Origin of the sequence: Gordonia aurantiaca, from assembly GCF_039939235.1 — a bacterium.
Taxonomy (GTDB): domain Bacteria; phylum Actinomycetota; class Actinomycetes; order Mycobacteriales; family Mycobacteriaceae; genus Gordonia.
The window spans coordinates 58,714-81,863 of sequence record NZ_JBDUUF010000010.1 but is presented as its reverse complement, the minus strand read 5'-3'; the positions used below and the strand labels follow the sequence as shown (position 1 = coordinate 81,863).

The 23,150-nt window shown below is 68.6% G+C and carries 29 protein-coding genes and 1 pseudogene; 8 read left to right on the top strand and 22 right to left on the bottom strand.

What is annotated here, in order from left to right:
* The first annotated feature begins 75 nt into the window (after positions 1 to 75).
* Both ABFT43_RS18325 and ABFT43_RS18320 read left to right on the top strand, forming a co-directional pair.
* Positions 76 to 708, top strand: coding sequence for a dTMP kinase (locus ABFT43_RS18325; protein ID WP_347961726.1), 633 nt, complete (start codon positions 76 to 78; stop codon positions 706 to 708).
* Positions 709 to 990: 282 nt separating this feature from the next.
* Positions 991 to 1,746 carry a hypothetical protein gene (locus ABFT43_RS18320; RefSeq protein WP_347961725.1) on the top strand — a complete coding sequence of 252 codons (756 nt, stop codon included), beginning with the start codon at positions 991 to 993 and terminating at the stop codon, positions 1,744 to 1,746.
* 126 nt (positions 1,747 to 1,872) lie between these two features.
* Here ABFT43_RS18320 and ahcY read toward each other — a convergent pair whose 3' ends face one another.
* The 12 genes from ahcY to ABFT43_RS18260 form a co-directional block, all read right to left on the bottom strand.
* Positions 1,873 to 3,348 (bottom strand): adenosylhomocysteinase, encoded by a 1,476-nt coding sequence (gene ahcY, locus ABFT43_RS18315; RefSeq protein WP_347961724.1) that lies wholly within the window; start codon positions 3,346 to 3,348, stop codon positions 1,873 to 1,875.
* Between the two features lie 145 nt (positions 3,349 to 3,493).
* The gene (locus tag ABFT43_RS18310) at positions 3,494 to 3,673 is read right to left on the bottom strand and encodes a methionine/alanine import family NSS transporter small subunit (protein WP_347961723.1); all 180 of its coding nucleotides are present in this window, start codon (positions 3,671 to 3,673) and stop codon (positions 3,494 to 3,496) included.
* The gene (locus ABFT43_RS18305; RefSeq protein ID WP_347961722.1) at positions 3,670 to 5,250 is read right to left on the bottom strand and encodes a sodium-dependent transporter; all 1,581 of its coding nucleotides are present in this window, start codon (positions 5,248 to 5,250) and stop codon (positions 3,670 to 3,672) included. The genes ABFT43_RS18310 and ABFT43_RS18305 overlap by 4 nt, the downstream gene beginning before the upstream one ends.
* 213 nt (positions 5,251 to 5,463) lie before the next feature.
* Positions 5,464 to 5,769, bottom strand: a complete 306-nt coding sequence (locus ABFT43_RS18300; protein ID WP_347961721.1) for a WXG100 family type VII secretion target — start codon at positions 5,767 to 5,769, stop codon at positions 5,464 to 5,466.
* Positions 5,770 to 5,798: 29 nt separating this feature from the next.
* Entirely contained in the window at positions 5,799 to 6,197 is a 399-nt protein-coding gene (locus ABFT43_RS18295; protein ID WP_347961720.1) for a hypothetical protein, read from the bottom strand.
* A 121-nt stretch (positions 6,198 to 6,318) separates the two neighbouring features.
* Positions 6,319 to 7,107: an ESX secretion-associated protein EspG gene (locus ABFT43_RS18290; RefSeq protein ID WP_347961719.1), complete on the bottom strand. Its 789-nt coding sequence runs from the start codon at positions 7,105 to 7,107 to the stop codon at positions 6,319 to 6,321.
* Positions 7,104 to 8,177 (bottom strand): PPE domain-containing protein, encoded by a 1,074-nt coding sequence (locus ABFT43_RS18285; RefSeq protein WP_347961718.1) that lies wholly within the window; start codon positions 8,175 to 8,177, stop codon positions 7,104 to 7,106. Before ABFT43_RS18285 ends, ABFT43_RS18290 begins: the two co-directional genes overlap by 4 nt.
* 73 nt (positions 8,178 to 8,250) lie before the next feature.
* Positions 8,251 to 8,562, bottom strand: a complete 312-nt coding sequence (locus ABFT43_RS18280; RefSeq protein WP_347961717.1) for a PE family protein — start codon at positions 8,560 to 8,562, stop codon at positions 8,251 to 8,253.
* Complete coding sequence (locus ABFT43_RS18275) at positions 8,559 to 9,941, bottom strand: hypothetical protein (RefSeq protein WP_347961716.1); 1,383 nt, start codon at positions 9,939 to 9,941, stop codon at positions 8,559 to 8,561. Before ABFT43_RS18275 ends, ABFT43_RS18280 begins: the two co-directional genes overlap by 4 nt.
* On the bottom strand, positions 9,938 to 10,246 hold the full coding sequence (locus ABFT43_RS18270; RefSeq protein ID WP_347961715.1) for a type VII secretion target: 309 nt from the start codon (positions 10,244 to 10,246) through the stop codon (positions 9,938 to 9,940). Before ABFT43_RS18270 ends, ABFT43_RS18275 begins: the two co-directional genes overlap by 4 nt.
* A gap of 57 nt (positions 10,247 to 10,303) precedes the next feature.
* Positions 10,304 to 10,618, bottom strand: coding sequence for a YbaB/EbfC family nucleoid-associated protein (locus ABFT43_RS18265; RefSeq protein WP_347961811.1), 315 nt, complete (start codon positions 10,616 to 10,618; stop codon positions 10,304 to 10,306).
* An 8-nt stretch (positions 10,619 to 10,626) separates the two neighbouring features.
* Positions 10,627 to 11,013 carry a hypothetical protein gene (locus ABFT43_RS18260; protein WP_347961714.1) on the bottom strand — a complete coding sequence of 129 codons (387 nt, stop codon included), beginning with the start codon at positions 11,011 to 11,013 and terminating at the stop codon, positions 10,627 to 10,629.
* A gap of 440 nt (positions 11,014 to 11,453) precedes the next feature.
* On the opposite strand from ABFT43_RS18260, the gene ABFT43_RS18255 reads away from it, so the two are divergent.
* The gene (locus tag ABFT43_RS18255; RefSeq protein ID WP_347961713.1) at positions 11,454 to 13,091 is read left to right on the top strand and encodes a MinD/ParA family ATP-binding protein; all 1,638 of its coding nucleotides are present in this window, start codon (positions 11,454 to 11,456) and stop codon (positions 13,089 to 13,091) included.
* 17 nt (positions 13,092 to 13,108) lie between these two features.
* On the opposite strand, the pseudogene ABFT43_RS18250 reads toward ABFT43_RS18255, so the two are convergent.
* Positions 13,109 to 13,710: pseudogene (locus tag ABFT43_RS18250) on the bottom strand (DedA family protein); the annotation flags it as partial.
* A 190-nt stretch (positions 13,711 to 13,900) separates the two neighbouring features.
* On the opposite strand from ABFT43_RS18250, the gene ABFT43_RS18245 reads away from it, so the two are divergent.
* From ABFT43_RS18245 to ABFT43_RS18235, 3 genes are all read left to right on the top strand, one after another.
* Entirely contained in the window at positions 13,901 to 14,965 is a 1,065-nt protein-coding gene (locus ABFT43_RS18245; RefSeq protein ID WP_347961712.1) for an alpha/beta fold hydrolase, read from the top strand.
* Positions 14,966 to 15,017: 52 nt separating this feature from the next.
* Complete coding sequence (locus tag ABFT43_RS18240; protein ID WP_347961711.1) at positions 15,018 to 15,548, top strand: hypothetical protein; 531 nt, start codon at positions 15,018 to 15,020, stop codon at positions 15,546 to 15,548.
* Positions 15,549 to 15,614: 66 nt separating this feature from the next.
* A complete protein-coding gene (locus ABFT43_RS18235) occupies positions 15,615 to 16,385 on the top strand; it encodes an NINE protein (RefSeq protein WP_347961710.1) in 771 nt (256 codons plus the stop codon).
* Between the two features lie 37 nt (positions 16,386 to 16,422).
* Here the strand turns inward: ABFT43_RS18235 and truA are convergent, their stop codons facing one another.
* The 9 genes from truA to ABFT43_RS18190 all read right to left on the bottom strand — a co-directional run bounded on the left by truA (position 16,423) and on the right by ABFT43_RS18190 (position 21,848).
* Positions 16,423 to 17,301 (bottom strand): tRNA pseudouridine(38-40) synthase TruA, encoded by an 879-nt coding sequence (gene truA / locus ABFT43_RS18230; RefSeq protein ID WP_347961810.1) that lies wholly within the window; start codon positions 17,299 to 17,301, stop codon positions 16,423 to 16,425.
* 16 nt (positions 17,302 to 17,317) lie between these two features.
* The gene (gene rplQ / locus ABFT43_RS18225) at positions 17,318 to 17,905 is read right to left on the bottom strand and encodes a 50S ribosomal protein L17 (protein WP_347961709.1); all 588 of its coding nucleotides are present in this window, start codon (positions 17,903 to 17,905) and stop codon (positions 17,318 to 17,320) included.
* An 81-nt stretch (positions 17,906 to 17,986) separates the two neighbouring features.
* Positions 17,987 to 19,039 (bottom strand): DNA-directed RNA polymerase subunit alpha, encoded by a 1,053-nt coding sequence (locus tag ABFT43_RS18220; RefSeq protein WP_347961708.1) that lies wholly within the window; start codon positions 19,037 to 19,039, stop codon positions 17,987 to 17,989.
* A gap of 94 nt (positions 19,040 to 19,133) precedes the next feature.
* Positions 19,134 to 19,739 carry a 30S ribosomal protein S4 gene (gene rpsD, locus ABFT43_RS18215; protein WP_347961707.1) on the bottom strand — a complete coding sequence of 202 codons (606 nt, stop codon included), beginning with the start codon at positions 19,737 to 19,739 and terminating at the stop codon, positions 19,134 to 19,136.
* 24 nt (positions 19,740 to 19,763) lie between these two features.
* On the bottom strand, positions 19,764 to 20,171 hold the full coding sequence (gene rpsK / locus ABFT43_RS18210) for a 30S ribosomal protein S11 (protein WP_006899651.1): 408 nt from the start codon (positions 20,169 to 20,171) through the stop codon (positions 19,764 to 19,766).
* Positions 20,171 to 20,539: a 30S ribosomal protein S13 gene (gene rpsM, locus ABFT43_RS18205; protein WP_347961706.1), complete on the bottom strand. Its 369-nt coding sequence runs from the start codon at positions 20,537 to 20,539 to the stop codon at positions 20,171 to 20,173. The genes rpsK and rpsM overlap by 1 nt, the downstream gene beginning before the upstream one ends.
* A 200-nt stretch (positions 20,540 to 20,739) precedes the next feature.
* Entirely contained in the window at positions 20,740 to 20,853 is a 114-nt protein-coding gene (gene rpmJ, locus ABFT43_RS18200) for a 50S ribosomal protein L36 (RefSeq protein WP_005207978.1), read from the bottom strand.
* Positions 20,854 to 20,967: 114 nt separating this feature from the next.
* Positions 20,968 to 21,189 (bottom strand): translation initiation factor IF-1, encoded by a 222-nt coding sequence (gene infA / locus ABFT43_RS18195; RefSeq protein WP_005170487.1) that lies wholly within the window; start codon positions 21,187 to 21,189, stop codon positions 20,968 to 20,970.
* 302 nt (positions 21,190 to 21,491) lie between these two features.
* Entirely contained in the window at positions 21,492 to 21,848 is a 357-nt protein-coding gene (locus tag ABFT43_RS18190) for a hypothetical protein (protein ID WP_347961705.1), read from the bottom strand.
* A gap of 133 nt (positions 21,849 to 21,981) precedes the next feature.
* On the opposite strand from ABFT43_RS18190, the gene ABFT43_RS18185 reads away from it, so the two are divergent.
* Together ABFT43_RS18185 and ABFT43_RS18180 are read left to right on the top strand one after the other, a co-directional pair.
* Positions 21,982 to 22,374: a phage holin family protein gene (locus ABFT43_RS18185; protein ID WP_347961704.1), complete on the top strand. Its 393-nt coding sequence runs from the start codon at positions 21,982 to 21,984 to the stop codon at positions 22,372 to 22,374.
* A complete protein-coding gene (locus tag ABFT43_RS18180) occupies positions 22,371 to 23,129 on the top strand; it encodes an SIMPL domain-containing protein (RefSeq protein ID WP_347961703.1) in 759 nt (252 codons plus the stop codon). The genes ABFT43_RS18185 and ABFT43_RS18180 overlap by 4 nt, the downstream gene beginning before the upstream one ends.
* Positions 23,130 to 23,150 lie beyond the last annotated feature (21 nt).

The window sequence follows — 23,150 nt, the reverse complement described above, 5'->3', positions numbered from 1 at the left end:
TGATGAAAGCGTCGTCATCGACGCGCCGGACCGGACGTTCTGGCCCATTCCGTCGCACGCCCTAGACTCCCCCGGGTGGGTCAGTTGATTGCCGTCGAGGGCCTCGACGGTGCAGGTAAGAACACGTTGGTCACCGGTCTGGTGGACCGGTGGACCGCCTCCGGGCTCGGCGTGGCGACGTTCACGTTCCCGCGCTACGGACGGTCCGCGACCGCCGACATCGCGTCCGAGGCGCTGCACGGCGCGCACGGGGACCTGCGTGATAGCGTCTACGCGATGGCCCTGCTGTTCGCCCTCGACCGCGCCGACGCCGCCGGCGAGATCGTCGCCGCGCGGGAGGCCAACGACATCGTGGTCCTGGACCGCTACGTCGCGTCGAACGCCGCCTACAACGCGGCGCGTCTCGAACAGGACGTCGACGGCGAGGTGGTCCGCTGGGTGCGCGACCTCGAGTACGGACGCTTCGGCCTGCCGGTCCCCGACCGCCACGTGCTGCTCGGGGTGCCGGCCGAGGTCGCGATGCAACGTGCGCGCTCCCGTGCGGAGACGGACGCGAGCAGGGCCCGCGACGCCTACGAACGCGACAGCGAACTGCAACTGCGCGTCGACGCGGTGTACCGGCGTCTCGCGGAGATCGGCTGGACCTCACCGTGGCACCTCTACGACGGCGAGGACATCGACGCACTGGCCGAGCGACTCGTCCGCTGAGCATGGCGTCGATCTCGTCGCGGCGCAGGGGACGATGGCCCCGGGAACGGTCCCCAGTACGGGTGACGCCGGGTCATGTGAACGATCGGCACGCCGGTGCCCGCGCGCTGCCGCCGCGGATTCCCTTCGATAGCCTGGGTCAATGATTGCGGAGGGGGCCACATGACGTTTCCACCACCTTACGGCCCCGGACCCGGCCCGACGGGGCCACGCCCGGCAGGCCCGTACGCCGGGCAGCCGACTCCCGGGGGTTTCCCGCCCGGGCAGGTGCCCCCGCGACCGATGACGCCGACTCCGGCGTACCCGGCGATGCCCCCGCAGCAGGCCCGACCGTCTCCGCCACAGAACCCCCCGCCACAGAACCCGCAGGGCTCCGGCCCGTACGGCGCAGGTCCCTACCCGACGCCGCCCGGGACGTACGGCCCGGGCCCCGGCGGCCCCGGTGGGGGTGTGGGCGGGCATCCGGGCCCCTACGGTCCGCCTCCCCCGCGCCGCAATACCGGCGCGATCGTCGGATGGGTCGTCGGCGGGGTCGTGGTCGTCGCGCTCATCGCGCTGACCGCGACGCTCTCGGCGGTGAACTCGTCGGGGTCGGGCGACGCGGCGGTGGCGTCCGGGTCCAGCACGTCGTCGAAGACCGTGCCGGAAGACGGGTCGAGCACGACGCCGAGCCCGACGACCGGCGGCGGACCGACCGAATCCGGGGCCTCCGAGTACATCGCGGTCGGGCAGATCCGAGCCGCGATGCTCAACTACATCAACGCCCGCAACGCGCGGAACATCGAGCAGATGCGCGCCTCGGTGTGCACGCAGTCCCGCGAACGCATCTCGGCGCCGCCGGGGCCGGAGACCGGCAACATCGTCATCGACGGATTCCGCGAGACGATCTTCGACGGCAACGTCGCCCAGGCCGAGGTGGTCGCACACCTGGAGAAGGGCGACCGCCGGACCGCCCCCGAGCTGTCGAAGGAGCGCTTCCTCAAGGAGCGCGGTTCATGGATCTACTGCCCCGACGCCGAACCCGACATCGGTGCCTGAGAACCGGGGTCTGAGAACCGGGGCCTGAAAACGCCGCACACCCACCGCTTCCGGACGGAATCCTCCGCCTCTCGGGGTGGAGGATTCTGTCCATGAAGGGTGGGTGTGCGGACCATTCGGCTCGGCTCAGTAGCGGTAGTGCTCCGGCTTGTACGGACCCTCCACATCGACGCCGATGTACTCGGCCTGCTCCTTGGTGAGCTTGGTCAGCTTGCCGCCGAGGGCCTCCACGTGGATGCGGGCGACCTTCTCGTCGAGGTGCTTCGGCAGGCGGTAGACCTCGTTGTCGTACTCGTCGTTCTTGGTCCACAGCTCGATCTGCGCGATGACCTGGTTCGAGAAGCTGTTGCTCATCACGAACGACGGGTGGCCGGTCGCGTTGCCGAGGTTGAGCAGACGGCCCTCGCTCAGCACGATGATCGACTTGCCGTCCTCGAAGATCCACTGGTCGACCTGCGGCTTGACGTTGATGCGCTTGGCGCCCGAACGTTCGAGGCCGGCCATGTCGATCTCGTTGTCGAAGTGGCCGATGTTGCCCAGGATCGCCTGGTGCTTCATCTTGCGCATGTGGTCGATGGTGATGATGCCGAGATTGCCGGTCGCCGTGATGACGATATCGGCGTCGCCGATGGCGTCCTCGACGGTGACGACGTCGTAACCGTCCATCAGGGCCTGCAGCGCGTTGATCGGGTCGATCTCGGTGACCTGGACGCGGGCGCCCTGGCCGGCCAGCGACTCCGCGCAGCCCTTGCCGACGTCACCGTAGCCGCAGATCAGCACCTTCTTGCCGCCGATGAGGACATCGGTGCCACGGTTGATGCCGTCGATGAGCGAGTGGCGGGTGCCGTACTTGTTGTCGAACTTGGACTTGGTGACCGAGTCGTTGACGTTGATCGCCGGGAAGACGAGCTCGCCGGCGGCGGCGAACTGGTACAGGCGCAACACGCCGGTGGTGGTCTCCTCGGTGACACCCTGGACCGACTCGGCGATCTTCGTCCACTTGTTCTTGTCGGTCTCGAAACGCTTGCGCAGCAGGTCGAGGAAGACCTTGTACTCGGCGGGGTGATCGTCCTCGGCGGGCGGGACGACCCCGGCCTTCTCGAACTGCGCGCCGCGCAGCACGAGCATGGTCGCGTCACCGCCGTCATCGAGGATCATGTTGGCGGGCTTGTCGGCGTCGGGCCAGGTGAGCATCTGCTCGGCGGCCCACCAGTACTCCTCGAGGGTCTCGCCCTTCCATGCGAACACCGGCACGCCCTTCGGCTCGTCCGGGGTGCCGTGCGGACCCACGACGACGGCCGCGGCCGCGTGATCCTGGGTCGAGAAGATGTTGCACGACGCCCAGCGCACCTCGGCACCGAGAGCGACGAGCGTCTCGATGAGGACCGCGGTCTGCACGGTCATGTGCAGCGAGCCCGAGATCCGAGCACCCTTGAGCGGCAACACATCTGCGTACTCACGACGCAGCGCCATGAGTCCGGGCATCTCGTGCTCGGCGAGCTCGATCTCCTTGCGGCCGAAGTCCGCCAGGGACAAATCGGCCACCTTGTAGTCGATCCCGTTGCGGCTGTCGGCCTTCAGCTCGTCCTGAGCAGTGGTCATCTGATCCCCTTGTCGTTCGCGTCGGGCGCCACGGACGTGTGGCGCGGAATGCGTTCGATCCAGGCTATCCGACCACGCCCGCAGATCCCATGGTCAGGTGCACGGACCTGCCGAAACGGCGGTCCGCCGCAGGTCAGGCCGCGCTCTAGGTATCCCGGAACGGGTGCGGCTGGGCCGCCCGCTCCTCGTCCTCGCGCACCAGGTCGGGGTCCTCGATCAGATCCCCGACCTCGGGACGCAGGCGCAGGAAGATGATGCTCGCGATGAGCCCTCCCCACACGATGCCGATGGAGACGAGGAGCATGACGATCGCGGTCGCGCTCATCGGACGGTCTCCTTTCGCGGATGCGGGCCGGAGCCGCGCACCTTCTCGGGCAGTGGCGGCCACGGCAGGAAATCGGGATCGTCGCGGCCCTTCCACGACGGCAGGGTGAGCAGCACCGCCACCACCAGGATCAAAAGGACGCTGCCCCACCCGAACACGGTGGTGTACCAGGTCGGGTAGCCCTCGTAGCCGTTGACGATCACCGAGTGGGCCCGCTGTACCAGCATGATGGTCAGGAAGACCGGGGCCACGACGCCGACGAGGAAGAGCCAGATCCGGCCGACCTTGAACGTCGACACGGCATTCAGGTGGTGCCGCAGCATCTCACCGCGCCGCAGGACCCAGATGAGGATGACCGTCATCAGGATGGCCGAGGTGACGACGCCGATGTTGTTCGCGTAGTTGTCGACGGTGTCGAGGGTGAACAGCCCCGAGGTCGTGGAGAACAGGGCGATCGAGATGATGCCGCACACGAGGGACACGCTCACCGCCGCAGTTCTGCGCGACAGCCCCCATTTGTCCTGGATCGAGGCCGAGACACCGATCATCAGCGAGATCAACGAGGTGAAGCCCGCGATGACCAGGCACCCGAAGAACAGCGCGCCGAAGAAGGCGGATCCGGGCATCTCGGAGATGACCGCGGGGAACGTGATGAACGAGAGCGACGGGCCGGTGAGACCCTCGAGATCGCCGACGGCGATCTGCTGCTGGTAGGCGAAGAAGCCGAGCGCGGAGAACACGCCGATGCCGGCGAGGATCTCGAAGGACGAGTTGGCGAACGCCACCACCAGTCCGGAACTGGTCATGTTGGCCTTGCGTCGCTGAAACGAGGCGTAGGCGATCATGATGCCGAACGCGATCGAGAGCGAGAAGAAGATCTGGCTGTAGGCGGCGATCCAGACGTCGAGGTCTGTCAGCGCGTCCCAGTGCGGGGTGAACAGGGCGTTCAGCCCCTCTGCGGCGCCGGGCAGCGTGACCGCCCGGATGACCAGCGCGACGAATGCCACGGCCAGCAGCGGGATGAACACGACGTTGACCTTCTCGATGCCCTTCGCGACGCCGAGGGCGAGCACGACGAGCACGGCCAGCCACACCACGATGAGCGGGATCGCGACCCCGCCGACCAGCGTCGTGGACACCCCGGGCTCGCCGGCCTGCAGGTAGTCCTCGGTGAAGAAGGTCGCGGTGTCGTCGCCCCAGCTCTGCTTGAACGAGAAGAAGAAGTAGCTCAGCGCCCAGGCGATGACCGCTGCGTAGTAGACGCCGATGACGAACAGCAGCCCGGTCTGGAACCATCCCAGCGCCTCGACGGGCTTCTTGATCCGCCGGAAGGACAGCGGCGCGGTACCCCGAAAACGGTGTCCCACCGCGTAATCCAGGAACAGGATCGGAATGCCCGCGGTCAGCAGCGCGATCAGGTACGGGATGAGGAACGCACCGCCGCCGCTCTCGTACGCGACGCCGGGGAACCTCCAGATGTTCCCGAGTCCGACCGCGGACCCGATCGCGGCGAAGATGAAGCCCGAGTTCCGGGTGAAGGTGTCCCGGTGTTCTCCGACCGCCCTCGCAGATGTCACTGCTACCTCCTCGTCGCGTGTGCACTCGAGACCCCGGTCACCCCAGACTCTCCGATGCCGACGCTAGCGCACCGGGGAACCGTCTTGGGGCGGTTCGGCCCGGCGTGGCGGATCGGCCTCGGCGCACAGTGCGGACATGAAAAAGCGGACATGAAAAAGGGGACCCGGCCCGCGCACCTGCGGTGGGCGGGCAGAGTCCCCTTCCGGGATCGGTCAGCCGATGCTCCCGAAGGCGCGTCGGCCGGCTTCCTCCGCGTCGTTGAAGGCGCGGCTGACGTTGAGCACGCCGCCGTTCAGCGCCTCGAGCGCGTAATGGTTCTTCTGGAAGATCTGGTTGAAGGACTCGTGAGCCCGGTAGAAGGCGTCCTTGGCCGGGTCCTGACCCTGCCAGATCGTGGTGTTCAGTGCGTCGACCTGATTCTTCAGCTGGGTGTTCAGACGCTCGAGCTCCTCGAAGGCGCTCCGCAACTCCCCGCTGAGCTGGGCGATGACCGCGTGATTGACGGCGATTGCTGACATGTGGTGGTCCTTTTCTCGAGTGGTACGGGTCAGGCGAGGGTGCCGGCGCCGGGGGCAGAGCCGAACGCGTTGCCGGCGACCGCGTCCGCGTCCTCGCGGTCGTTGAAGTTGAAGCCGAGCGCGTTCCTGATCTCGTCGAGCAGCTGATTCATCCGCACGGCGTCGCCGTTCCAGTCCCCGTGCGCGTTGAGCAGCGCCAGGACCCACTTGCCGTCGGCATCCTGCTTCGACGCCGTCGAGTTGTCCGTGGCCCGCGCGATCCGATCGACGGCCGCCTGCATGTCCGCCACGAGGCCCTTGATCGAGGACACCGCCGACTTCGCCTCGACGGTCTCGATCCGGTAGCTGCCGTCCCCGCCCACGCCGCTCGCAGACGACCCGAGGACGTCATTCGCCCCCGGCAAGTTCAGCAAAGATTGTCCCTCCACGATGAATCCTCCTGGTGTGTAACGACATCGATGGCGATGTCTGGTGCGGGATCCGTGACACGAATTCCCCTGACAGTTGCCTCCCGCGGCTGCACCGCCTGCGGGATCCCCCCGACGCCGATCACGTCGACCACGTCCCTGTCGGGAGGGTCTCGACGAGCAGACGCACGGCCTGCGTGATCCGATGACCCGATCCCGGGGAGAGGGTGGTCCACACCCGACCGTCCGGAGACTTGCTGGGACTCGACACGACCCGCCCCCTTGCGGTGTCGAAAACTGCTACGGCCCCAGAAGATTGTGCGAATCGTCCGTCCTCGTCGGAGGTCGCGACGATCTCGGTGCGCACCCGGCACGACGCCAGCGCGGCCCCGGCGACCGCGGCGTCGGCGAAGGGTGCGCCGAGGGTGAAGAGCGCGTCGGTGATCTCGGTGCTCGTGCGGCACTCACCGAGTCGATCGACGAGTTCGTCGGTGGGCGCGGAAAACGCCGTGAACTCACATGCCGGCACGTCCTCGAACCGTGCGCGGATGGTGCCGGCGACGGTGTCGAGGTCGGCGGATTCGAGGACCGTGAGCGCGACCCGATCGCCATTCCGCTCCGCCAGCACATGCTCATATCCCCTGCGCGCCAAGCAGACCCGGCGGATCCCGTTCTGCGCGAAGGAACGCATCTCGATCTCGCGGTCGGGCTTGGACAGCACCCTCAGAACCGTCGCGAGCCACGGGACCGGTTCGTCGTGGTCGATCAGTTCCGAGGCGACGGTCGCCGGTTCCACGGCGTCATCCGCCCGATCGGACCGGAGGGTCGGATCCAGGACGACCGGCCACGTCTGCACCCCGAAACGCTCACCGAGGCCGCGCAGTTCGCTCACACCGAGGACGACCGGTGCGTCGTTGATGGTCGGCATCATGGGCGATCCCCCGGGTTTCCGAGGAGGAACCGTTCCTCCAGGTAACGCGGGTCGACGGTCCGCGGCGCCGAATCCGAGACATGGTGGACGACAGGCTTGTCCGCTGCCTCGACATCGGCCCAGGAGACCGGACCGTCGAGGTGTTCGGTCGCGCGCGACTCGGGAATGTCGTCGACGGCCGCACCGGACTCGACCGACACCGATCGGGCCGAGGCCCCGCGGTCGCCTGCTGCGGCCGCGACACCGGGTGCGATCGGCGGCGGCATCCCGGCACCCGCCGACGTAGTCGCGCCCGCGGCAGACGTCGCCGATGCAACCGCCTGCGGGGTCGCACCCGCCGCGACGGTCGGTGCGAGCCGGATCTTCTCGATGGGCGGCGTGTACGCGGCGCCGCCGCCGACCCCACCGATCAGCGGTGGGACGACGGGCATGTGCGGGGCGGCGACGGGCCGCGGTGCCGCTGCGCGCGCGGCCGCCGCCTTCTCGGCGGCGAGTGCCTGCCCCGAGACGAGTTCGGGCGCCCTCCGCGACGAGGGCCAGGGCTTCCCGACCGGTTCGGTGGCGTTCTCGTAGGCCTGCATGACCCGGGCGGCACGCATGCGCTGCTGGACCACGGCGCGTTCGGCCTCCGCCGCCGCACCCGCCATGATCGGGGCGACCGCGGTTGCGCCGGCGGCGATCTCGTGTAGCCGCTCGACGACGTCGACCTCGGCGAGATCGGGCATGTTCAGTCGAGCGACGGTCGTCGCCGCGGCCTGGGCCTCGGCGCGCGCGGAGTTCTCGGCGGCCTCGGACGCGGTCTCGGCGAACCATGGCACCAACTGGGTGAGCCGGTCGAAAACCGTGCTGGTGTGGGCGGCCCGCCAGTGCAGACCCAGCCTGGCCAGCACCGCCGCGTACTCGACACCGGCCTCGCCGATCTCGGTGGCCAGCCGCGCCCACGCGAGTCCCGCCTCGGCCAGCGGGGCGGGACCGGGACCCGTCCCCAGGTCGGTGGCCAGCTGCTCGCTGGACCGCAGATCCCAGTCGACACCGGTGAATCCGGTGCCCGGTACATGCGTGCCGGTCATGGGTCCCTCCCTTCGGCCGGGTCGCGGGTGAACGTGGGCTCGGGGTCGACCGTCGGGGTCGTCGAGCGGTCGGTCAGAGCTGCACCTTGAAGGCCGACGCAGCCTCGGCGTCGGTGTCGATCAGACCGGAGGCCTGGGCGCGCAAGGTGGCGGCGATCTTGCGCAGTTCGAGAACCCCGGACGCGGTGTCCTGGCCGAACTTCTCCGCCACCGTGGTGAAGCTCGCGGCAGCGGCGACGGAGACCTCGTCCCGCCCCTGCGCGGGAACGGACAGCGAGTCCCGGGCGCCGGCGAGCGCGAGCTCGAGTCGGTCCGCGATCTTGTCGAGTTCTCCTGCAGCCGCGGCGAGTTCGGCGGGCTGGACGCGGAGGTGAGTGTTGCTCATGCTTCCTCGATTCGTTTCGAGCCGGACGGTGACGGTGTGTCGAGACGCAGTTCGATGTACGGTTCCGGGCCCGTGTCGGCATCGGCGGTCTCGTCGTGCCCGATCACCGCGGGCGCGACCTGCGGGTCCTCACCGACCACCGCGCGCCCGTTGTCCTCGGTCACCAGGTAGTCGGGCACGGTGTGCTGCCCCTCCCCTCCGCCGGCCCCGCGGGCACCCGCACCGGCCGCACCCATCGGGGCGCCGCCCATGGGCATCGCGGCGGGCGTCATCCCGGCCGGTCGCGCGCCCGAGGCCGCACCCAGGCCCGGTTCGGCCATGGGTACGCCGGTGGGGACCGTCGGGCGCGCGGCACCCAGCGGTGTCATGACTCCGCCGATGCCTCCACCGCCGCCACCGCCGCCACCGCCTCCGCCGCCACCGGAGCCTGCCCTGGACTTCGAGGCGGATGCAGCCGACAGCGGCGCACCCCCGCCGCCGGCGATCGCGGACCCGGGTTCGGTGACGTTGAGCATCTTGCTGATCGGCTGCACGAGCGAACTCGGCAGTTCCATCGCGGTGTTGACCGCCGGCGAGACGGTGTCGAGGACGGAGCTGGCCAGTGAGAACGGCGATTGCCCGGCGACGCCGGTCGGAGCGCCGGTGACTGCGACGGGCGCACCGTTGACGGTCATCGCGGTCGTGGGTGCGAGGAGTTCGGCGCGGGTCACCGCGACCGCAGCGGTGGCCTTCGCCAGCCCCTCGGATGCGAACGTGGCCGCCAGTGCGAGGCCGCCACCGATCATCGGACCCATGATCACCGGGATGCACGTCGAGATCTTGGCGACCGTCTCGGCGATGATCGCCTGCACCATCGCCAATCCCTTGGCGACGATCGCGGCGGCGGTCTTGGTGTCGGTGGAGATGCCTGATCCCTGGGCGGCCAGCGCGGTGCTGTTCGCCCCGGCCTCCGTGGTCTTGACGGCCGCGGCCGTCGCGGTGTCGCCCACCCACAACTGGTCGGCGAGCTTGAGCGCACCCTGCCCCATCGACATCGCGGTCTCGAGCACCTTGGTGAGGCTCTCGAAGATGATCGTGGGGTCAAATCCGGCGCCGCTGAGGTCGCCGGTGCCGAAACCGCCGAGGAGGTCGGTCATCGGCTTGATGAACATGTCGAGGTTCGGCGGCTGGATGGGCGGGAGACCCGGCATCGGGGGCAGCGCCGGCAACACCGGCAGTGGCGGAATCCCCAGTCCTGCAAGGACATCGGCGACCATCCGATCGAGGATCGGACCGAGCGGGGTGGCCTCGATCATCTCCTGCACCGTCATGTGGGTGAGGGCGGGCACGTCGGGAACGCCGGGCAGGGGCTGCCCCGGCATCGGCGGCGGTGGGGTCACCGAACCGCCCGGAAGACCGCCGCGCTGCCCGCGTCACCGGCCTCGAACTCGGCCAGGCTCTGCAGGGTGGTCGACGCCGTCGCGGCATGCACGGCCGCCAGTTGTCCGACGGACATGAGGTGGTTGGCCTGCGCGACGATGAAGGCGGCGAGGAACTCCTGGCCGATCAGGCCGAACACCGGGACCATGGCCGCGGTGTTGGCGGCGGCGTCGATCGATCCGGCGGTGCCGATCGCGGTCGCCATCGCGGCGTTGGTCGCGGCGAAGCCCTCGAGCGCTTCGGGTGTCACCTTCACGTGGTCCATCACAACCCCCTTGTACGATCGGTTCTCGTCGGGCCGTCGGCCACGAGCTCGGTCATGTCATTGCCCTGCAGGCCGCGCGGCGAGCAGGTCGCCGAACGACTCGTTGAATTCCTCGGTCACGGCCGCAATGCGTGCATAGACCTTCTGCGCGGCCAGCGCTGCCGTGGCCACGACCTGTTCGCCGAGCCGCTCGGCCCCGAGGTCGTTGGCCCCGTGTTCCAGCCGGAGGTCGACGAGCGCGCCCTTGGCGTCGACCTCGGCGGTGACCAGACCGTCCGGCGACGTGACGCGCACCGAGATCGCCGTCAGCTTCTCCTCGAAGGAGCGCAGCCCGTCGAGTTGACGCTGCGCGCGTGCCTCGAGTTCGTCCATCCCCCAGCTCATCGGCGCAACCACGACGTCATCTCGTCGGCCTCGGAGTCGGCGCGCTCTTCCTCGGCCGCCAGATCATCGGGACGCGGGAGTCGCAGCGTGGAGATCACATCGCGGTCGACGCCGGCGGCGATGAGGTTCTCGCGCAAGCGGATTCCCGCCGACATCGCGGCCTGTCGGCACAAGCGGAGGATGTCCGCGGCCAGGACATCGGGATGCTTGCGGAGTTCGGCGGGGTCGATGCGGACGGCCACCGGCAGTCCCTGCGCGGTGGTCCGGACGGCCAGTGCGCCCGTGCGCGAACGCGCGTGCGAGTACTGATGCAGCGGCGTCCACGGATCGTCACCGTCACGCGCATCGTCGAGATGCGCCGATGCGTCGTCGATGTAGCTCATCGAAGTCGAACCCCCCTTCACGCCGAATTAGACGCAGGCGGGGGCCCTTCCGGTTCCATCGAATTCCTGTTCGACGGATATCGCCTCAGGTACCGGATCGCCGTGGCCGTGATCTCGTCACCGCCGCGGCGCCGCCCCGCCACGCACCTGGGTTCGAATGCCCGATCCTGCCATACCACCATCAACGCCACCACACGCCCGATCCGGCATGTCGGACGATCGCCGGTCACGCGTGTGTGGGATCTCGTCCGGAAGCCCCTCCTACCCTTCGGTAGACTCCCGCTCGACGCTGCCGGAGTTGGTCAGGGTGTGACAGGTCGTCGCACCGCGGATCGATCCCTTCGATCGTCGCATGTTGCCGGTGATCTCGCAGTCCGCAGATCACGATCGATGAACACGATCGACGGGTCGGCCCGGCCGCACGACCAGAGGAATCGGTGATGACGCACGAAAACCCGACGACGCCCGACGGCGCAGCTCCCGACGCGCCCGCGCCGCCGCCCTGGCTGCAGTTCCCGCCACCGCACGCGACGCCCGAACAGGGCGCGCCGCCGGCCCCGCCGATCCCGCCGTCCGTCCCCGCCCCCGGCGCCCCGGTCCCGCCGGCGCCGCAGTCCTCGCAGGCCCCGGCGGACGAGCACCTCCCCGCGACCGGAGGCGACGAGCTTCCCGCCTGGTTCACCGACGGCCCGATGCCGTCGGCCACCGGCGCCGGGCCACACCAGGACCGGATCCCCGCGCCCGGCCAGCACCCCTGGCCCCAACCGGGGCCGGTGCCCCCGACCCCGGGGACACCGGGATTCCCGGCCGGCGCCCAGGGACCGCAGATGCCGCCGGTCCCCGGCGCCTTCCCGCCCCCGCCGCCCGAAGTCGGCCCGCATGGGCCGCACGCACCGACGGGCCCGGCTCCCGCGTTCCCGGCCCCGCCCGACCATGGCCCGCAGCCTCAGGGACCCGAGGCCACCACGCCCACCGCCGCACCGCAACGCCCGGCGGTCCAGAACCAGGTCACACCGATCCAGATCCCACCAACCCAGGTCCCACCAACCCAGGCCCCACCGACACAGTTCACGCCGGGCGGTCCCGCGCCCGCGTATCCGGGGCAGCAGATGCCCGTATACGGACCCCAGAACGGGCCGTCGCTGGACGAGGTCGCACTCATCCGCAAGGCTCGGCGTGCGCCGAGCCGCGGCTGGCGTCGCGCGGTGCACACGCTCTCGGCCGGCGCCATCAACCCCGGTGAATCGCAGAGCGATCTCGCCTATCAGCAGCTGCTCGAGCGGGTGAACCGACCCGTGCGCGGCGACTACCGGATCGCGGTGCTGTCCCTCAAGGGCGGTGTCGGCAAGACGACGACCACCGTCGGCCTCGGCTCGACCTTCGCGTCGGTGCGCGGAGATCGTGTCATCGCCGTCGACGCCAACCCCGACCTCGGCACGCTCGCCCAACGTGTCCCGCAGCAGACGCGTTCGACGGTCCGCGACCTGCTCGCCGACCAGAACGTGTACCGCTACTCGGATGTTCGCGCGCACACCTCGCAGGCGCCGAGCCGCCTGGAGGTCCTCGCCTCCGAACGTGATCCGGCGATGGCCGAGGCGTTCAACGAGGAGGAGTACCGCGGAGTCATCACGATCCTCCAGCGCTTCTACAACATCATCATCACCGACTGCGGTACCGGGTTGAGTCACTCGGCAATGAACGGCGTTCTCGCACTTGCCAATACGATCATCCTGGTGAGCTCCCCGGCCCTCGACGGTGCGCGCAGCGCCGGCGCAACCCTCGACTGGCTCGAGGCTCACGGCTTCGGCCATCTGGCGTCGCGGGCCGTCGTGGTGCTCAGCTCGTCGCGGCCCGGCTCCTCGACTATCGACACCGACCAGCTCGCGCAGCACTTCCTGACGAGATGCCGTGCAGTGCACAAGATCCCGTTCGACGACCATCTCGCCGAGGGCGCGGACGTGGACCTCGACCTGATGTCGAAGTCGACGCGCCGCTCCTTCGTCGAGCTCGCGGCGACCATCGCCGACGACTTCTCGGGCCCCGACATCCCCCGTGAGGAGCCGTTCTACGGCGGCTAGGCGTTCGGCGGGGCCGGCCGCCGCCCCGACCACCGGCGCCGCGCCAGGTGCACGGCCATCGGTACCGCGACGGTGAGCACCGAGGCGACGATGAAGAGTTCGATGTTGTCCCGGATGACCGGCACGTTGCCGAGCAGGTGACCGAGCGCGATGAGCCCGGCGGCCCACGCGAAGCTGCCCAGCACGCTGAAGAACGTGAACACCCGGTGCGACATACCGCTGAATCCGGCGATCAGCGGGGTCATCGTGCGCACGATCCCGATGAATCTGCCGAAGAACACCGTCAGCGGGCCGAAGCGTTCGAAAAGGCATGCGTCCGGGCCACGTACCCGGGCCCGACCCGCTGCATCATCCGCCCCTCGACCACCCTGCGCCCGAGCCGGCGTCCGATGAGGTAGCCGCACTGATCGCCCGCGATCGCCGCCGACGGGACCAGGACACACAGCAGCCACAGCGGCGCGAACGGGTCCGGTTGCGCCGCGAGCACACCCGCGGTGAACAACAGCGAGTCCCCGGGGAAGACGACGCCGACGAGCAGGCCGGTCTCGACGAAGACCAGCACGCACAGGGCGACCAGCCCACCGGTGGCCACGAAGGACTCGACGTCGAACGGATTCATCAGGGCAAGCGTAGTTCTCGACGTCCACTGTGACCCGATCCGGAAGGGCGCGGCCGACGAGTCGTCACCAAGGCATCACTCGCCGGCCACCCGGGTCGACGTTGGGACCGACGGCCGGCAGGCGAAGTCCCGCGAGTTGCGGTTTACTTCACCTTGACCTGCCGTACACCCGAGCGAAGGGGGAAGCACAGTGCCGTCCAAGGCCCCCGCTCCGTCGAAGAACCCGGCGCTGCGCCCGGTCTCCGACAACGACGTGCGCATCGAGTACCGCACGATCCACGGCTACCGTCGCGCCTACCGCATCGCCGGCAGTGGCCCGGCACTGCTGCTGATCCACGGCATCGGCGACAACTCGTCGACCTGGGACGAGGTCATCCCGATCCTCGCCCAGCACTACACGGTCATCGCACCGGACCTGCTCGGCCACGGTGAATCCGACAAACCGCGCGCCGACTACTCGGTGCCGGCGTTCGCGAACGGCATGCGCGACCTGCTCGTCGTCCTCGGCCACAGCAAGGTCACCGTCGTCGGTCACTCGCTCGGTGGCGGTGTGGCGATGCAGTTCTGCTACCAGTTCCCGCGGTTCGTCGAACGGCTCGTCCTCGTCGCCGCGGGCGGCGTCACGCGTGAGGTGAACGCAGCGCTGCGCCTGATCTCGCTGCCGGTCGTCAACCAGGCCCTCTCGGCGCTGCGTGTGCCCGGCGTGCTCCCCGGACTCAAACTCGGTGCCAGGCTGCTCGCCGCGGCGCCGACACCCCCCGGGGTGCCGGCGGCGTGGATGCCCAGACGTCTGCTCGCGGACCACGAGGACCTGACACGGGTCCTCGCCGGACTCGCCGACCCGACCGCCTTCGCCGCCTTCCTGCGCACCCTGCGCGCGGTAGTCGACTGGCGCGGTCAGTCGGTCACCATGCTCGACCGCTGTTATCTCACGTCCCATCTGCCGGTGCTGCTGGTCTGGGGGGACGACGACATCGTCATCCCCTACCACCACGCCGAGCTCGCACACTCCGCGATGCCGCATTCGGAACTCGAGACCTTCTCCGGCTCAGGACACTTCCCGTTCCACGACGATCCGGAGCGGTTCTGCCGGGTGGTCATCGACTTCATCAACCGACACGAACCGGTGGTGTTCGACGCGAAGGTGTGGCGACAACTGCTGTCCGAGGGCGCCCGTCCGGGAGACTTCATCGACGACGCGGACACCCTGGAGATGGTGCGCGACGCCCTGGAAGACGAGCGCAACGCGACCTGACACGCACCCGCGCCCGCGGCGCCCGTCGGTGGCGTGTGCCACGATAAGGCCCATGACCTACCCGGGGGAGGGACACGACGGCACCACGCCGTTCCCTTCGCAGCCATCCGACCACGACTCGAGTCCCGGCTTCGCCGTGCCCGGATACCCGGCCGTCCAGCCGTACCCGGCGCAGTTCCAGACTCCGCACCCCGCCAGCGTGCCGTACGGCGCGCCACCGATCCCCGAACAGCCGCTGGTGGTCATCGGCGACATCACCTGCACGCAGAACTTCGTGATCACCCCGTCGGGCACCTGCCCCGTCCAGGGCACACAGTGGGCGGTCACCGACATGTCGCACACCACCGAACGCATCTCGCAGACCGGTCTCGTGCTCGCGCTCCTGGGGTTCTTCCTGGTCTGCGTCCTCAGTCTGCTCTTTCTGCTGATGAAGGACCGCGTCACCACCGGCCACATCCAGGTGGTGGTCCGCGGACCCGGCGGCTTCGTGCACGTCACCAACATCCCGGCACACTCGCCGTTGGCCATGGCCGACGTCACCGGTCGTGTGAACTACGCACGCTCACTGGCCGCTCCCGCCTGATCCGGGCCGGCCTGACCGATTCGAAGCACGCTCTCCGACAACACAACCCACGACCGAGAGGACACCGTGACCAACCCGGACAGCCCCGGCGACCAGCCGCAGGATCCGTTCGCCGAGAAGCCGGATCTGTTCAAGAAGACCCTGCCGGCGGAGGCGGCCCGGGCCGCGGATTCGGCGCCATCCGCCGATCCGGCCCCGTCTGCAGATCCGTCCACCGATCCGACGCCGACCACGCCGACCTTCGGCGCCACCTCGTCCTCCAGCAGCCCGGAACCTGGTACCCCGGCCTCTGGTACGCCGCAGGACGCACCTGCGCAGTACGGCGCCGGGTCGTACGACTCACAGCCCTTCGGCACCGGGGCCCCCTACGGCGCGGCCCCGCAGTACGACGCGCAGTCCTACTCGTCCCAGCCCTACGGAGCTCAGCCCTACGGCGCAGGGCCGTACGGTGCGCAGCAGCCCTACGGAGCTCAGCCCTACGGAGCGCAGCCGACCTACCCGGCCGCTCCCTACGGCGTGTACCCCGGAGCTCCCGACCCGACCGCACCCTTCGGTCGCGATCCGATGACCGGCGAACCGCTGTCGGACAAGTCCAAGGTCGTCGCGGGCCTGCTGCAGCTGTTTCTCGGCGGGCTCGGAATCGGCCGCTTCTACATCGGCGACAACACCACCGGCGCGATCCAGCTGGCCCTGACCGTCATCGGGTTCCTCACGATCTGGATCTTCCTCATCGGGCTCATCCCGCTGCTGATCGTCAGCATCTGGGCCCTCGTGGACGCGATCGTCATGTTCACCGGCAACGTCCGCGACGGCAACGGACTCAAGCTCCGGACCTGACGGCCGCCCGCGAGCTCTCCGCCCGCAGGCAGCGGTTCTAGCCGCCGCAGCAACCGGTCGACCCGCGCACATCGCGGGTCACCGCGTTGCGGGCGGCGAGTTCCTCGTCGGCGGGGTAGTCGACGCCGACCAGGCACAATCCCCGAGCCTCGGCGACGGGCACCTGGGCGCTGCGGACCTTCTCCTCCAACAGCCCCCGGCACCAGGCGGCGTCTCGGCGGCCGTCACCGACGGTGGCCACGGCGCCCACCAGGGACCGAACCATCGACCAGCAGAAGGCATCGGCGCTGACCTCGCCGACCAGCACACCGTCGGCGTCCCGCGTCCACGAGAATCGCTGCAGATCGCGGATCGTCGTCGCCCCCTCGCGGCGCCGGCAGAAGGCCGCGAAGTCGTTGAGGCCCAGCAGCTGCGCCGACGCCTCGTTCATCCGGTCGACGTCGAGCGGCCGGCGCCACGACGCCGTGGTCCGCGCGACGATCGGTTCCGGCCCCCACTTCCGGTCATCGAGACGGTACCGGTAGTGGCGTCGGAGCGCGGAGAACCGCGCGTCGAACTCGTCCGGCACGATCCGCACGGACTTCACCCGGATGTCGTCCGGGCACATCTTCGCCAGCCGGCCGACGAGGGTCGACGGATCGCCGGCGATCGACCGTGTCCGCAACGCCGACTCCGGGACGTCGGCGTGGGCCACCTGACCCGTCGCGTGGACCCCGGCGTCGGTCCGCCCGGCCACCGTCAGCCGGACCGGAACGCGCAGGATCGTCGACAGACGTTTCTCGAGTTCCTCGCACACGCTGCGTTGTCCGACCTGCCGCGCCCAACCGGCGAAGTCGGTGCCGTCGTATCCGAGGTCGAAGCGGAGACGAACGAACCCGCCGGCACCGGGATCGGTGCCGACGGGCTCGTCACGCAGTTCTCGACTCAGTCGACTACTTCTCCTCGTCGGACGAAGCCTTGGCCTCCTCCGCCTCCACGGCGGTGGCGGCGGTCGACTCGTCGTCGACGGCCTCGGCGACTGCTTCGGCGTTCTCGACCTGGGCGTCGGTGGCCTCGGCCTCTGCGGCCTCGACCACGTTCTGCTCGTCGGCGCCTTCGCTCTCGGCAGTGGCCTTCTTGGAGGCGGCGACGCGGGTCGCGCGAGAGGCCTCTGCCGACGCGGTGGACTCACGCACCAGCTCGATCACTGCCATGGGGGCGTTGTCGCCCTTGCGCGGCAGGGTCTTGATGATGCGGGTGTAGCCACCGTTGCGATCGGCGAAGAACGGGCCGATCTCGTCGAACAGCGTGTGCACGACGTCCTTGTCGCGGATGACCTTCATGACCTCACGACGGTTGGCCAGCTTGCCGGCCTTGGCGTGGGTGATGAGCTTCTCCGCGTAGGGGCGCAGGCGCTTGGCCTTCGCTTCGGTGGTGGTGATGCGGCCGTGCTCGAAGAGCGAGGTGGCGAGGTTCGCCAGCATCGCTTTCTGGTGGCTGGCCGACCCGCCGAGGCGGGCACCCTTGGTGGGCTTGGGCATTGTCTTCTCCTAGGAGGACTCCCGATCACTCGATACGGAAGTCAGGGTTTGGGCGAGCGTGACAGCTGCCGCGACGAGCGACTACAGCTGTTCGGTTTCGGCGAAATCCTCACCGGAATCGGCGTCGAACGACGCGTCATCCGACCACGTACCGGTGGCCGGGTCGTAACCGGCGACCTGCGACGGATCGAAGCTGGCCGGGCTGTCCTTGAGCGACAGACCGAGCGCGTGCAGCTTGACCTTCACCTCGTCGATCGACTTCTGGCCGAAGTTGCGGATGTCGAGCAGATCCGACTCCGTGCGGGCAACCAGCTCGCCGACGGTGTGAACACCCTCGCGCTTGAGGCAGTTGTACGAACGGACGGTCAGCTCGAGATCCTCGATCGGCAGGCTGAACGACGCGATGTGGTCGGCCTCCGCCGGAGACGGTCCGATCTCGATGCCCTCGGCCTCGACGTTGAGCTCCCGGGCGAGCCCGAACAGCTCGACCAGGGTCTTGCCGGCCGACGCGAGCGCGTCGCGCGGGCTGATCGAGTTCTTGGTCTCCACGTCGAGAACGAGCCGATCGAAGTCGGTGCGCTGCTCGACACGGGTGGCCTCGACCTTGTACGTCACCTTGAGCACCGGCGAGTAGATCGAGTCGACCGGGATACGGCCGATCTCGGCACCCGACGCCTTGTTCTGCACGGCCGGCACGTAGCCGCGGCCCCGCTCGACGACGAGCTCGATCTCGAGCTTGCCCTTGTCGTTCAGGGTGGCGATGTGCAGATCGGGGTTGTGCACGGTGACACCGGCCGGGGGCACGATGTCGGCGCCGGTGACGGTGCCCGGACCCTGCTTGCGCACGTACATGGTGACCGGCTCGTCCTCGTCGGAGCTCACGACCAGGCCCTTGAGGTTCAGGATGATGTCGGTGACGTCTTCCTTGACCCCGGGGACGGTGGTGAACTCGTGAAGGACACCGTCGATCCGGATGCTGGTGATCGCAGCACCCGGGATCGAGCTGAGCAGGGTACGACGCAGCGAGTTACCGAGGGTGTAGCCGAAGCCCGGCTCGAGCGGCTCGATGACGAACTTCGAGCGGTTCTCGGCGATGACTTCCTCGGTGAGGGTGGGTCGCTGTGAGATGAGCATTTCTTCGTTTTCTCCTTTGGCCGCCCGCTATATGACGGCCTCGAGGGTGAACCGAACAGCCAGGTGGCTGCCGGGGTTTGTCGTGCTCGAGTGACTACTTCGAGTAGAACTCGACGATGAGCTGTTCCTGCAGCGGGACCTCGATCTGGGCACGCTCGGGCACGTTGTGCACGAGGATGCGCAGGGTCGAGGGCACGACCTGCAGCCAGCCCGGGACCGGACGCTCGCCGATGAGCTCCTTGGCGATCTGGAACGGGACGGTCTGCAGCGACTTCGGACGGACGTCGATGATGTCGTACTGGCTGACGCGGTAGCTGGGGACGTCCACGCGAACACCGTTCACGAGGAAGTGTCCGTGGGTGACCAGCTGGCGGGCCTGACGACGGGTGCGCGCGATGCCGGCGCGGTACACGACGTTGTCGAGACGGGTCTCGAGGATCTTCAGCAGCTCGTCGCCGGTCTTACCGGAACGACGGTTGGCCTCTTCGTAGTAGCGGCGGAACTGCTTCTCGAGCACGCCGTAGGTGAAACGGGCCTTCTGCTTCTCCTGCAGCTGGAGCAGGTACTCGCTCTCCTTGATCCGCGAGCGGCCGTGCTGGCCGGGCGGGTAGGGGCGACGCTCGAACGCTGCGTCTCCGCCGATCAGATCGACGCGAAGACGACGAGACTTCTTGGTTGCGGGGCCGGTGTAACGAGCCATGTTTCTCTGTTCCTCCCTTTCCCGCTAGACCCGACGCCGCTTGGGCGGACGGCAACCGTTGTGCGGCTGCGGGGTGACATCGGAAATGGTGCCGACCTCGAGGCCGGCAGCCTGCAGGGAGCGGATGGCGGTCTCACGACCCGAACCCGGTCCCTTGACGAACACGTCGACCTTCTTGACGCCGTGCTCCTGGGCCTTGCGCGCAGCGTTCTCGGCCGCGAGCTGGGCCGCGAACGGGGTGCTCTTGCGCGAGCCCTTGAAACCGACGTGGCCGGACGACGCCCAGGAGATGACATTCCCGTTGGGGTCGCTGATCGACACGATGGTGTTGTTGAACGTCGACTTGATGTGTGCGTGGCCGTGCGGGACGTTCTTCTTATCGCGACGGCGGGTGCCCTTCTTCGGGCCTGCGCTACGTGACTTCGGAGGCATTACTTCTTCTTCCCGGCGATGGTCTTCTTCGGGCCCTTACGAGTGCGGGCGTTGGTCTTGGTGCGCTGTCCGCGGACGGGCAGGCCACGACGGTGGCGGAGGCCCTGGTAGCAACCGATCTCGATCTTGCGACGAATGTCGGCCTGCACCTCGCGCCGCAGGTCACCCTCGACCTTCACCGAGGATTCGATGTACTCACGCAGCTTCGCGACGTCTGCGTCGGTCAGATCCTTCGCACGAAGGTCGGGGCTCAGGCCCGTCGCCTCGAGGATCTGCTTGGAGGTGGTGCGTCCAACTCCGTAGATGTAGGTCAGTGCGATCTCCAGCCGCTTCTCGCGGGGGAGATCCACACCAGCAACACGTGCCATGTGGCGTTTCCTTTTCGGTTCTCAGAGGTCTGCTCCCAGTCCGTCCCGCGAGTTGCGTGTGAACCGTGTGTCCACACCTCGCGGGCTCCGGCCTCTGATCCGGAGGTAGGCGGTGACGCGTCTGTCGCCGCTGGTGCTGGGAGGTCTTCTCCGACTATTCAGTTGTCTGTGATTCAAGCGACCCGGATGGGTGCGCGTGATCAGCCCTGGCGCTGCTTGTGGCGCAGGTTCTCGCAGATCACCATGACCCGGCCATTGCGGCGGATCACCTTGCACTTCTCGCAGATCGGCTTGACGCTCGGCTGAACCTTCACGTCAATCTCTCCTGATCAGCTCGCCCGCGCGCACGCCTCTACACGGCACGTGGGTGTCGGTCTCCTCCCAGACGGATGTCCGGGAAGTCTTGTCCCGGCCGGGCCGGGAAAGTCTCACTTGTAGCGGTACACGATCCGCCCACGACCGAGGTCGTAGGGCGAGAGTTCCACGACGACCCGGTCCTCGGGCAGGATGCGGATGTAGTGCTGCCGCATCTTGCCGCTGATGTGGGCGAGAACCTTGTGCCCGTTCTCCAGCTCAATACGAAACATCGCATTGGGCAGGGGTTCGATCACTCGACCCTCGACCTCGATGGCCCCGTCCTTCTTCGCCATGTCCTCCGCGATCCTGGTCGTGTCCGCGACACCCGGTTGGTGCGGCGGCGTAGACCCGGTTGAATTCGTGTCTGTCCGTTATCGTGTTTGCACCGGTCCGACGAGGACCCGCGCCCGGTGCGAGCGATCCGGACCTGCGTGACGACACGCGAAGACCGGGTACGCGATGCGCACCGACGTTCTATGTTACGGGAATCTGCAGGACAGGCCAAATCCCCGCAGCTCGGCACTGCCGCGGTGTCAAGCTCGGCACTGCCGCGGTGTCAGTCGGAACGCTCGTCCGTCGTCACCGGACACGAGTCTCACTCACCCGGACCCGATTCGTTCGACCGCACCCCCACCGATCCGGGTTTCTGCGGGCCGGATTCGTCCGGCAGCCGGCCGGCCCACCCCTGCCACAGCGCATACAGGACCTGGATGACCATCAGGCCCAGCCAGAAGGAGTACCCGGCAAAGCACAACCAGTCGGACCACCCGTCAGGCGCCTCCACGAAGACGTAGTCCACCCACCCGAACAGAAATGCCACCGTGAACAACTGAAACCGCAGCGGTATGCCGGTCTGGCGGCGAACCCAGGCCATGGGCCGAAGAACCCACGACAGCGGATACAGCACGCCCGCGACCCCGGCGTCGACCAGTCCTTGCGCCGCCCTGGACATGGCTCGTCGCATCATCGCCCCCCCTATTTGGCATCCGCAAGGATTGATACCAGATATCAAACTGTGGTGGGGGGCCGTGCCCGGGTCATGGTGAAGGCGGCTCCCGGGACGGCCGTACTGGCAGACTGGTCGCATGGTGGCATTTCTCGTCCGCACCGCGAGCACCGCGGTGGCGCTGTGGGTGGCGACGCTCATCGTCCCGGGCATCGACTTCGTCGGCGGCGACAACACCGCGCAGAAGATCGGGATCGCGCTGGTGGTGGCGGTGGTCTTCGGCCTGGTGAACGCCTTCGTGAAGCCCATCGTCCAGTTCGTCTCGATTCCCTTCTACATCCTCACGCTGGGCCTGGTGCACATCGTCATCAACGCGTTGATGCTCGAGCTCACCGCGTGGATCACCCGCAACACCACCCACTGGGGCCTGGAGGTCGAGAGCTTCTGGTGGTCGGCGATCTTCGGCGCGATCGTGGTCTCGGTCGTCGGCTGGTTGCTGGCACTCGTGATGCGCGAACCGGCGGACCGATGAGCGGGCACGGCGCCGTCCCCGCGCGCGTACAGCCCCGGTTCCGGCGCCTCGCCGTCCTCGCGGCGTTGGTCTCCGCGATCGCCCTGGCCCTCACCGCGTGCGGCAACGACGACCCCGTCGACCAGCAGCGATCGGTCACGGTGGTCGGAACGGGGCAGGTCAGCGGGGTGCCCGACACGCTTCGCGCCGAGGTCGGGGTGGAGGCCACCGCCGGAGACGTCACGACCGCACTCGACGAGACCAGCGAGAAGGTGAAGGCCGTCACCGACGCGGTGGTAGCCGCGGGCGTCGAGCGCAAGGACATCGCGACCCGGCAGGTGTCGGTGTCCCCGCAGTACTCGAGCCCCGCACCAGGCGGCACCGGCCAGATCAGCGGGTACGTCGCCACGAACTCGGTCCGGATCACCATCCGCGACATCTCCGATGCCTCGCAGGTGCTGGCCGCGGCCGCGACCGCCGGCGGCGACAGCACCCGCATCAGCAACGTCTCGTTCGCGATCGACGACAATTCCGAGCTACTGGAACAGGCCCGGGAGGCCGCCTTCGACGACGCACGTGGCCGGGCCGGGCAGTACGCCTCGCTGGCAGGCGATTCCCTCGGCAAGGTGCTGACCATCAAGGAGACGACGAGTGGCCAGGAGCAGCCGGCCGCACCCGGCGCCTACGAACGCGACGTCGCCGCGGCGCCGGTGCCGGTCGAACCGGGCGAACAACAGCTGACCTTCACCGTCACGGTCACCTTCGCGCTCGACTGAGCGGCGCACCCGCGCACCGCA

What these genes read in the sequence shown, in the direction of transcription:
- ABFT43_RS18320 (WP_347961725.1), top strand. Translation starts at nt 991, where the DNA reads ATGACGCCGACTCCGGCGTACCCGGCGATGCCCCCGCAGCAGGCCCGA.
- ahcY (WP_347961724.1), bottom strand. Translation starts at nt 3,348, where the DNA reads ATGACCACTGCTCAGGACGAGCTGAAGGCCGACAGCCGCAACGGGATC.
- ABFT43_RS18310 (WP_347961723.1), bottom strand. Translation starts at nt 3,673, where the DNA reads ATGAGCGCGACCGCGATCGTCATGCTCCTCGTCTCCATCGGCATCGTG.
- ABFT43_RS18300 (WP_347961721.1), bottom strand. Translation starts at nt 5,769, where the DNA reads ATGTCAGCAATCGCCGTCAATCACGCGGTCATCGCCCAGCTCAGCGGG.
- ABFT43_RS18290 (WP_347961719.1), bottom strand. Translation starts at nt 7,107, where the DNA reads ATGATGCCGACCATCAACGACGCACCGGTCGTCCTCGGTGTGAGCGAA.
- ABFT43_RS18285 (WP_347961718.1), bottom strand. Translation starts at nt 8,177, where the DNA reads ATGACCGGCACGCATGTACCGGGCACCGGATTCACCGGTGTCGACTGG.
- ABFT43_RS18280 (WP_347961717.1), bottom strand. Translation starts at nt 8,562, where the DNA reads ATGAGCAACACTCACCTCCGCGTCCAGCCCGCCGAACTCGCCGCGGCT.
- ABFT43_RS18270 (WP_347961715.1), bottom strand. Translation starts at nt 10,246, where the DNA reads ATGGACCACGTGAAGGTGACACCCGAAGCGCTCGAGGGCTTCGCCGCG.
- ABFT43_RS18265 (WP_347961811.1), bottom strand. Translation starts at nt 10,618, where the DNA reads ATGGACGAACTCGAGGCACGCGCGCAGCGTCAACTCGACGGGCTGCGC.
- ABFT43_RS18260 (WP_347961714.1), bottom strand. Translation starts at nt 11,013, where the DNA reads ATGAGCTACATCGACGACGCATCGGCGCATCTCGACGATGCGCGTGAC.
- ABFT43_RS18255 (WP_347961713.1), top strand. Translation starts at nt 11,454, where the DNA reads ATGACGCACGAAAACCCGACGACGCCCGACGGCGCAGCTCCCGACGCG.
- ABFT43_RS18240 (WP_347961711.1), top strand. Translation starts at nt 15,018, where the DNA reads ATGACCTACCCGGGGGAGGGACACGACGGCACCACGCCGTTCCCTTCG.
- rplQ (WP_347961709.1), bottom strand. Translation starts at nt 17,905, where the DNA reads ATGCCCAAGCCCACCAAGGGTGCCCGCCTCGGCGGGTCGGCCAGCCAC.
- ABFT43_RS18220 (WP_347961708.1), bottom strand. Translation starts at nt 19,039, where the DNA reads ATGCTCATCTCACAGCGACCCACCCTCACCGAGGAAGTCATCGCCGAG.
- rpsD (WP_347961707.1), bottom strand. Translation starts at nt 19,739, where the DNA reads ATGGCTCGTTACACCGGCCCCGCAACCAAGAAGTCTCGTCGTCTTCGC.
- rpsK (WP_006899651.1), bottom strand. Translation starts at nt 20,171, where the DNA reads ATGCCTCCGAAGTCACGTAGCGCAGGCCCGAAGAAGGGCACCCGCCGT.
- rpsM (WP_347961706.1), bottom strand. Translation starts at nt 20,539, where the DNA reads ATGGCACGTGTTGCTGGTGTGGATCTCCCCCGCGAGAAGCGGCTGGAG.
- infA (WP_005170487.1), bottom strand. Translation starts at nt 21,189, where the DNA reads ATGGCGAAGAAGGACGGGGCCATCGAGGTCGAGGGTCGAGTGATCGAA.
- ABFT43_RS18190 (WP_347961705.1), bottom strand. Translation starts at nt 21,848, where the DNA reads ATGTCCAGGGCGGCGCAAGGACTGGTCGACGCCGGGGTCGCGGGCGTG.
- ABFT43_RS18185 (WP_347961704.1), top strand. Translation starts at nt 21,982, where the DNA reads ATGGTGGCATTTCTCGTCCGCACCGCGAGCACCGCGGTGGCGCTGTGG.
- ABFT43_RS18180 (WP_347961703.1), top strand. Translation starts at nt 22,371, where the DNA reads ATGAGCGGGCACGGCGCCGTCCCCGCGCGCGTACAGCCCCGGTTCCGG.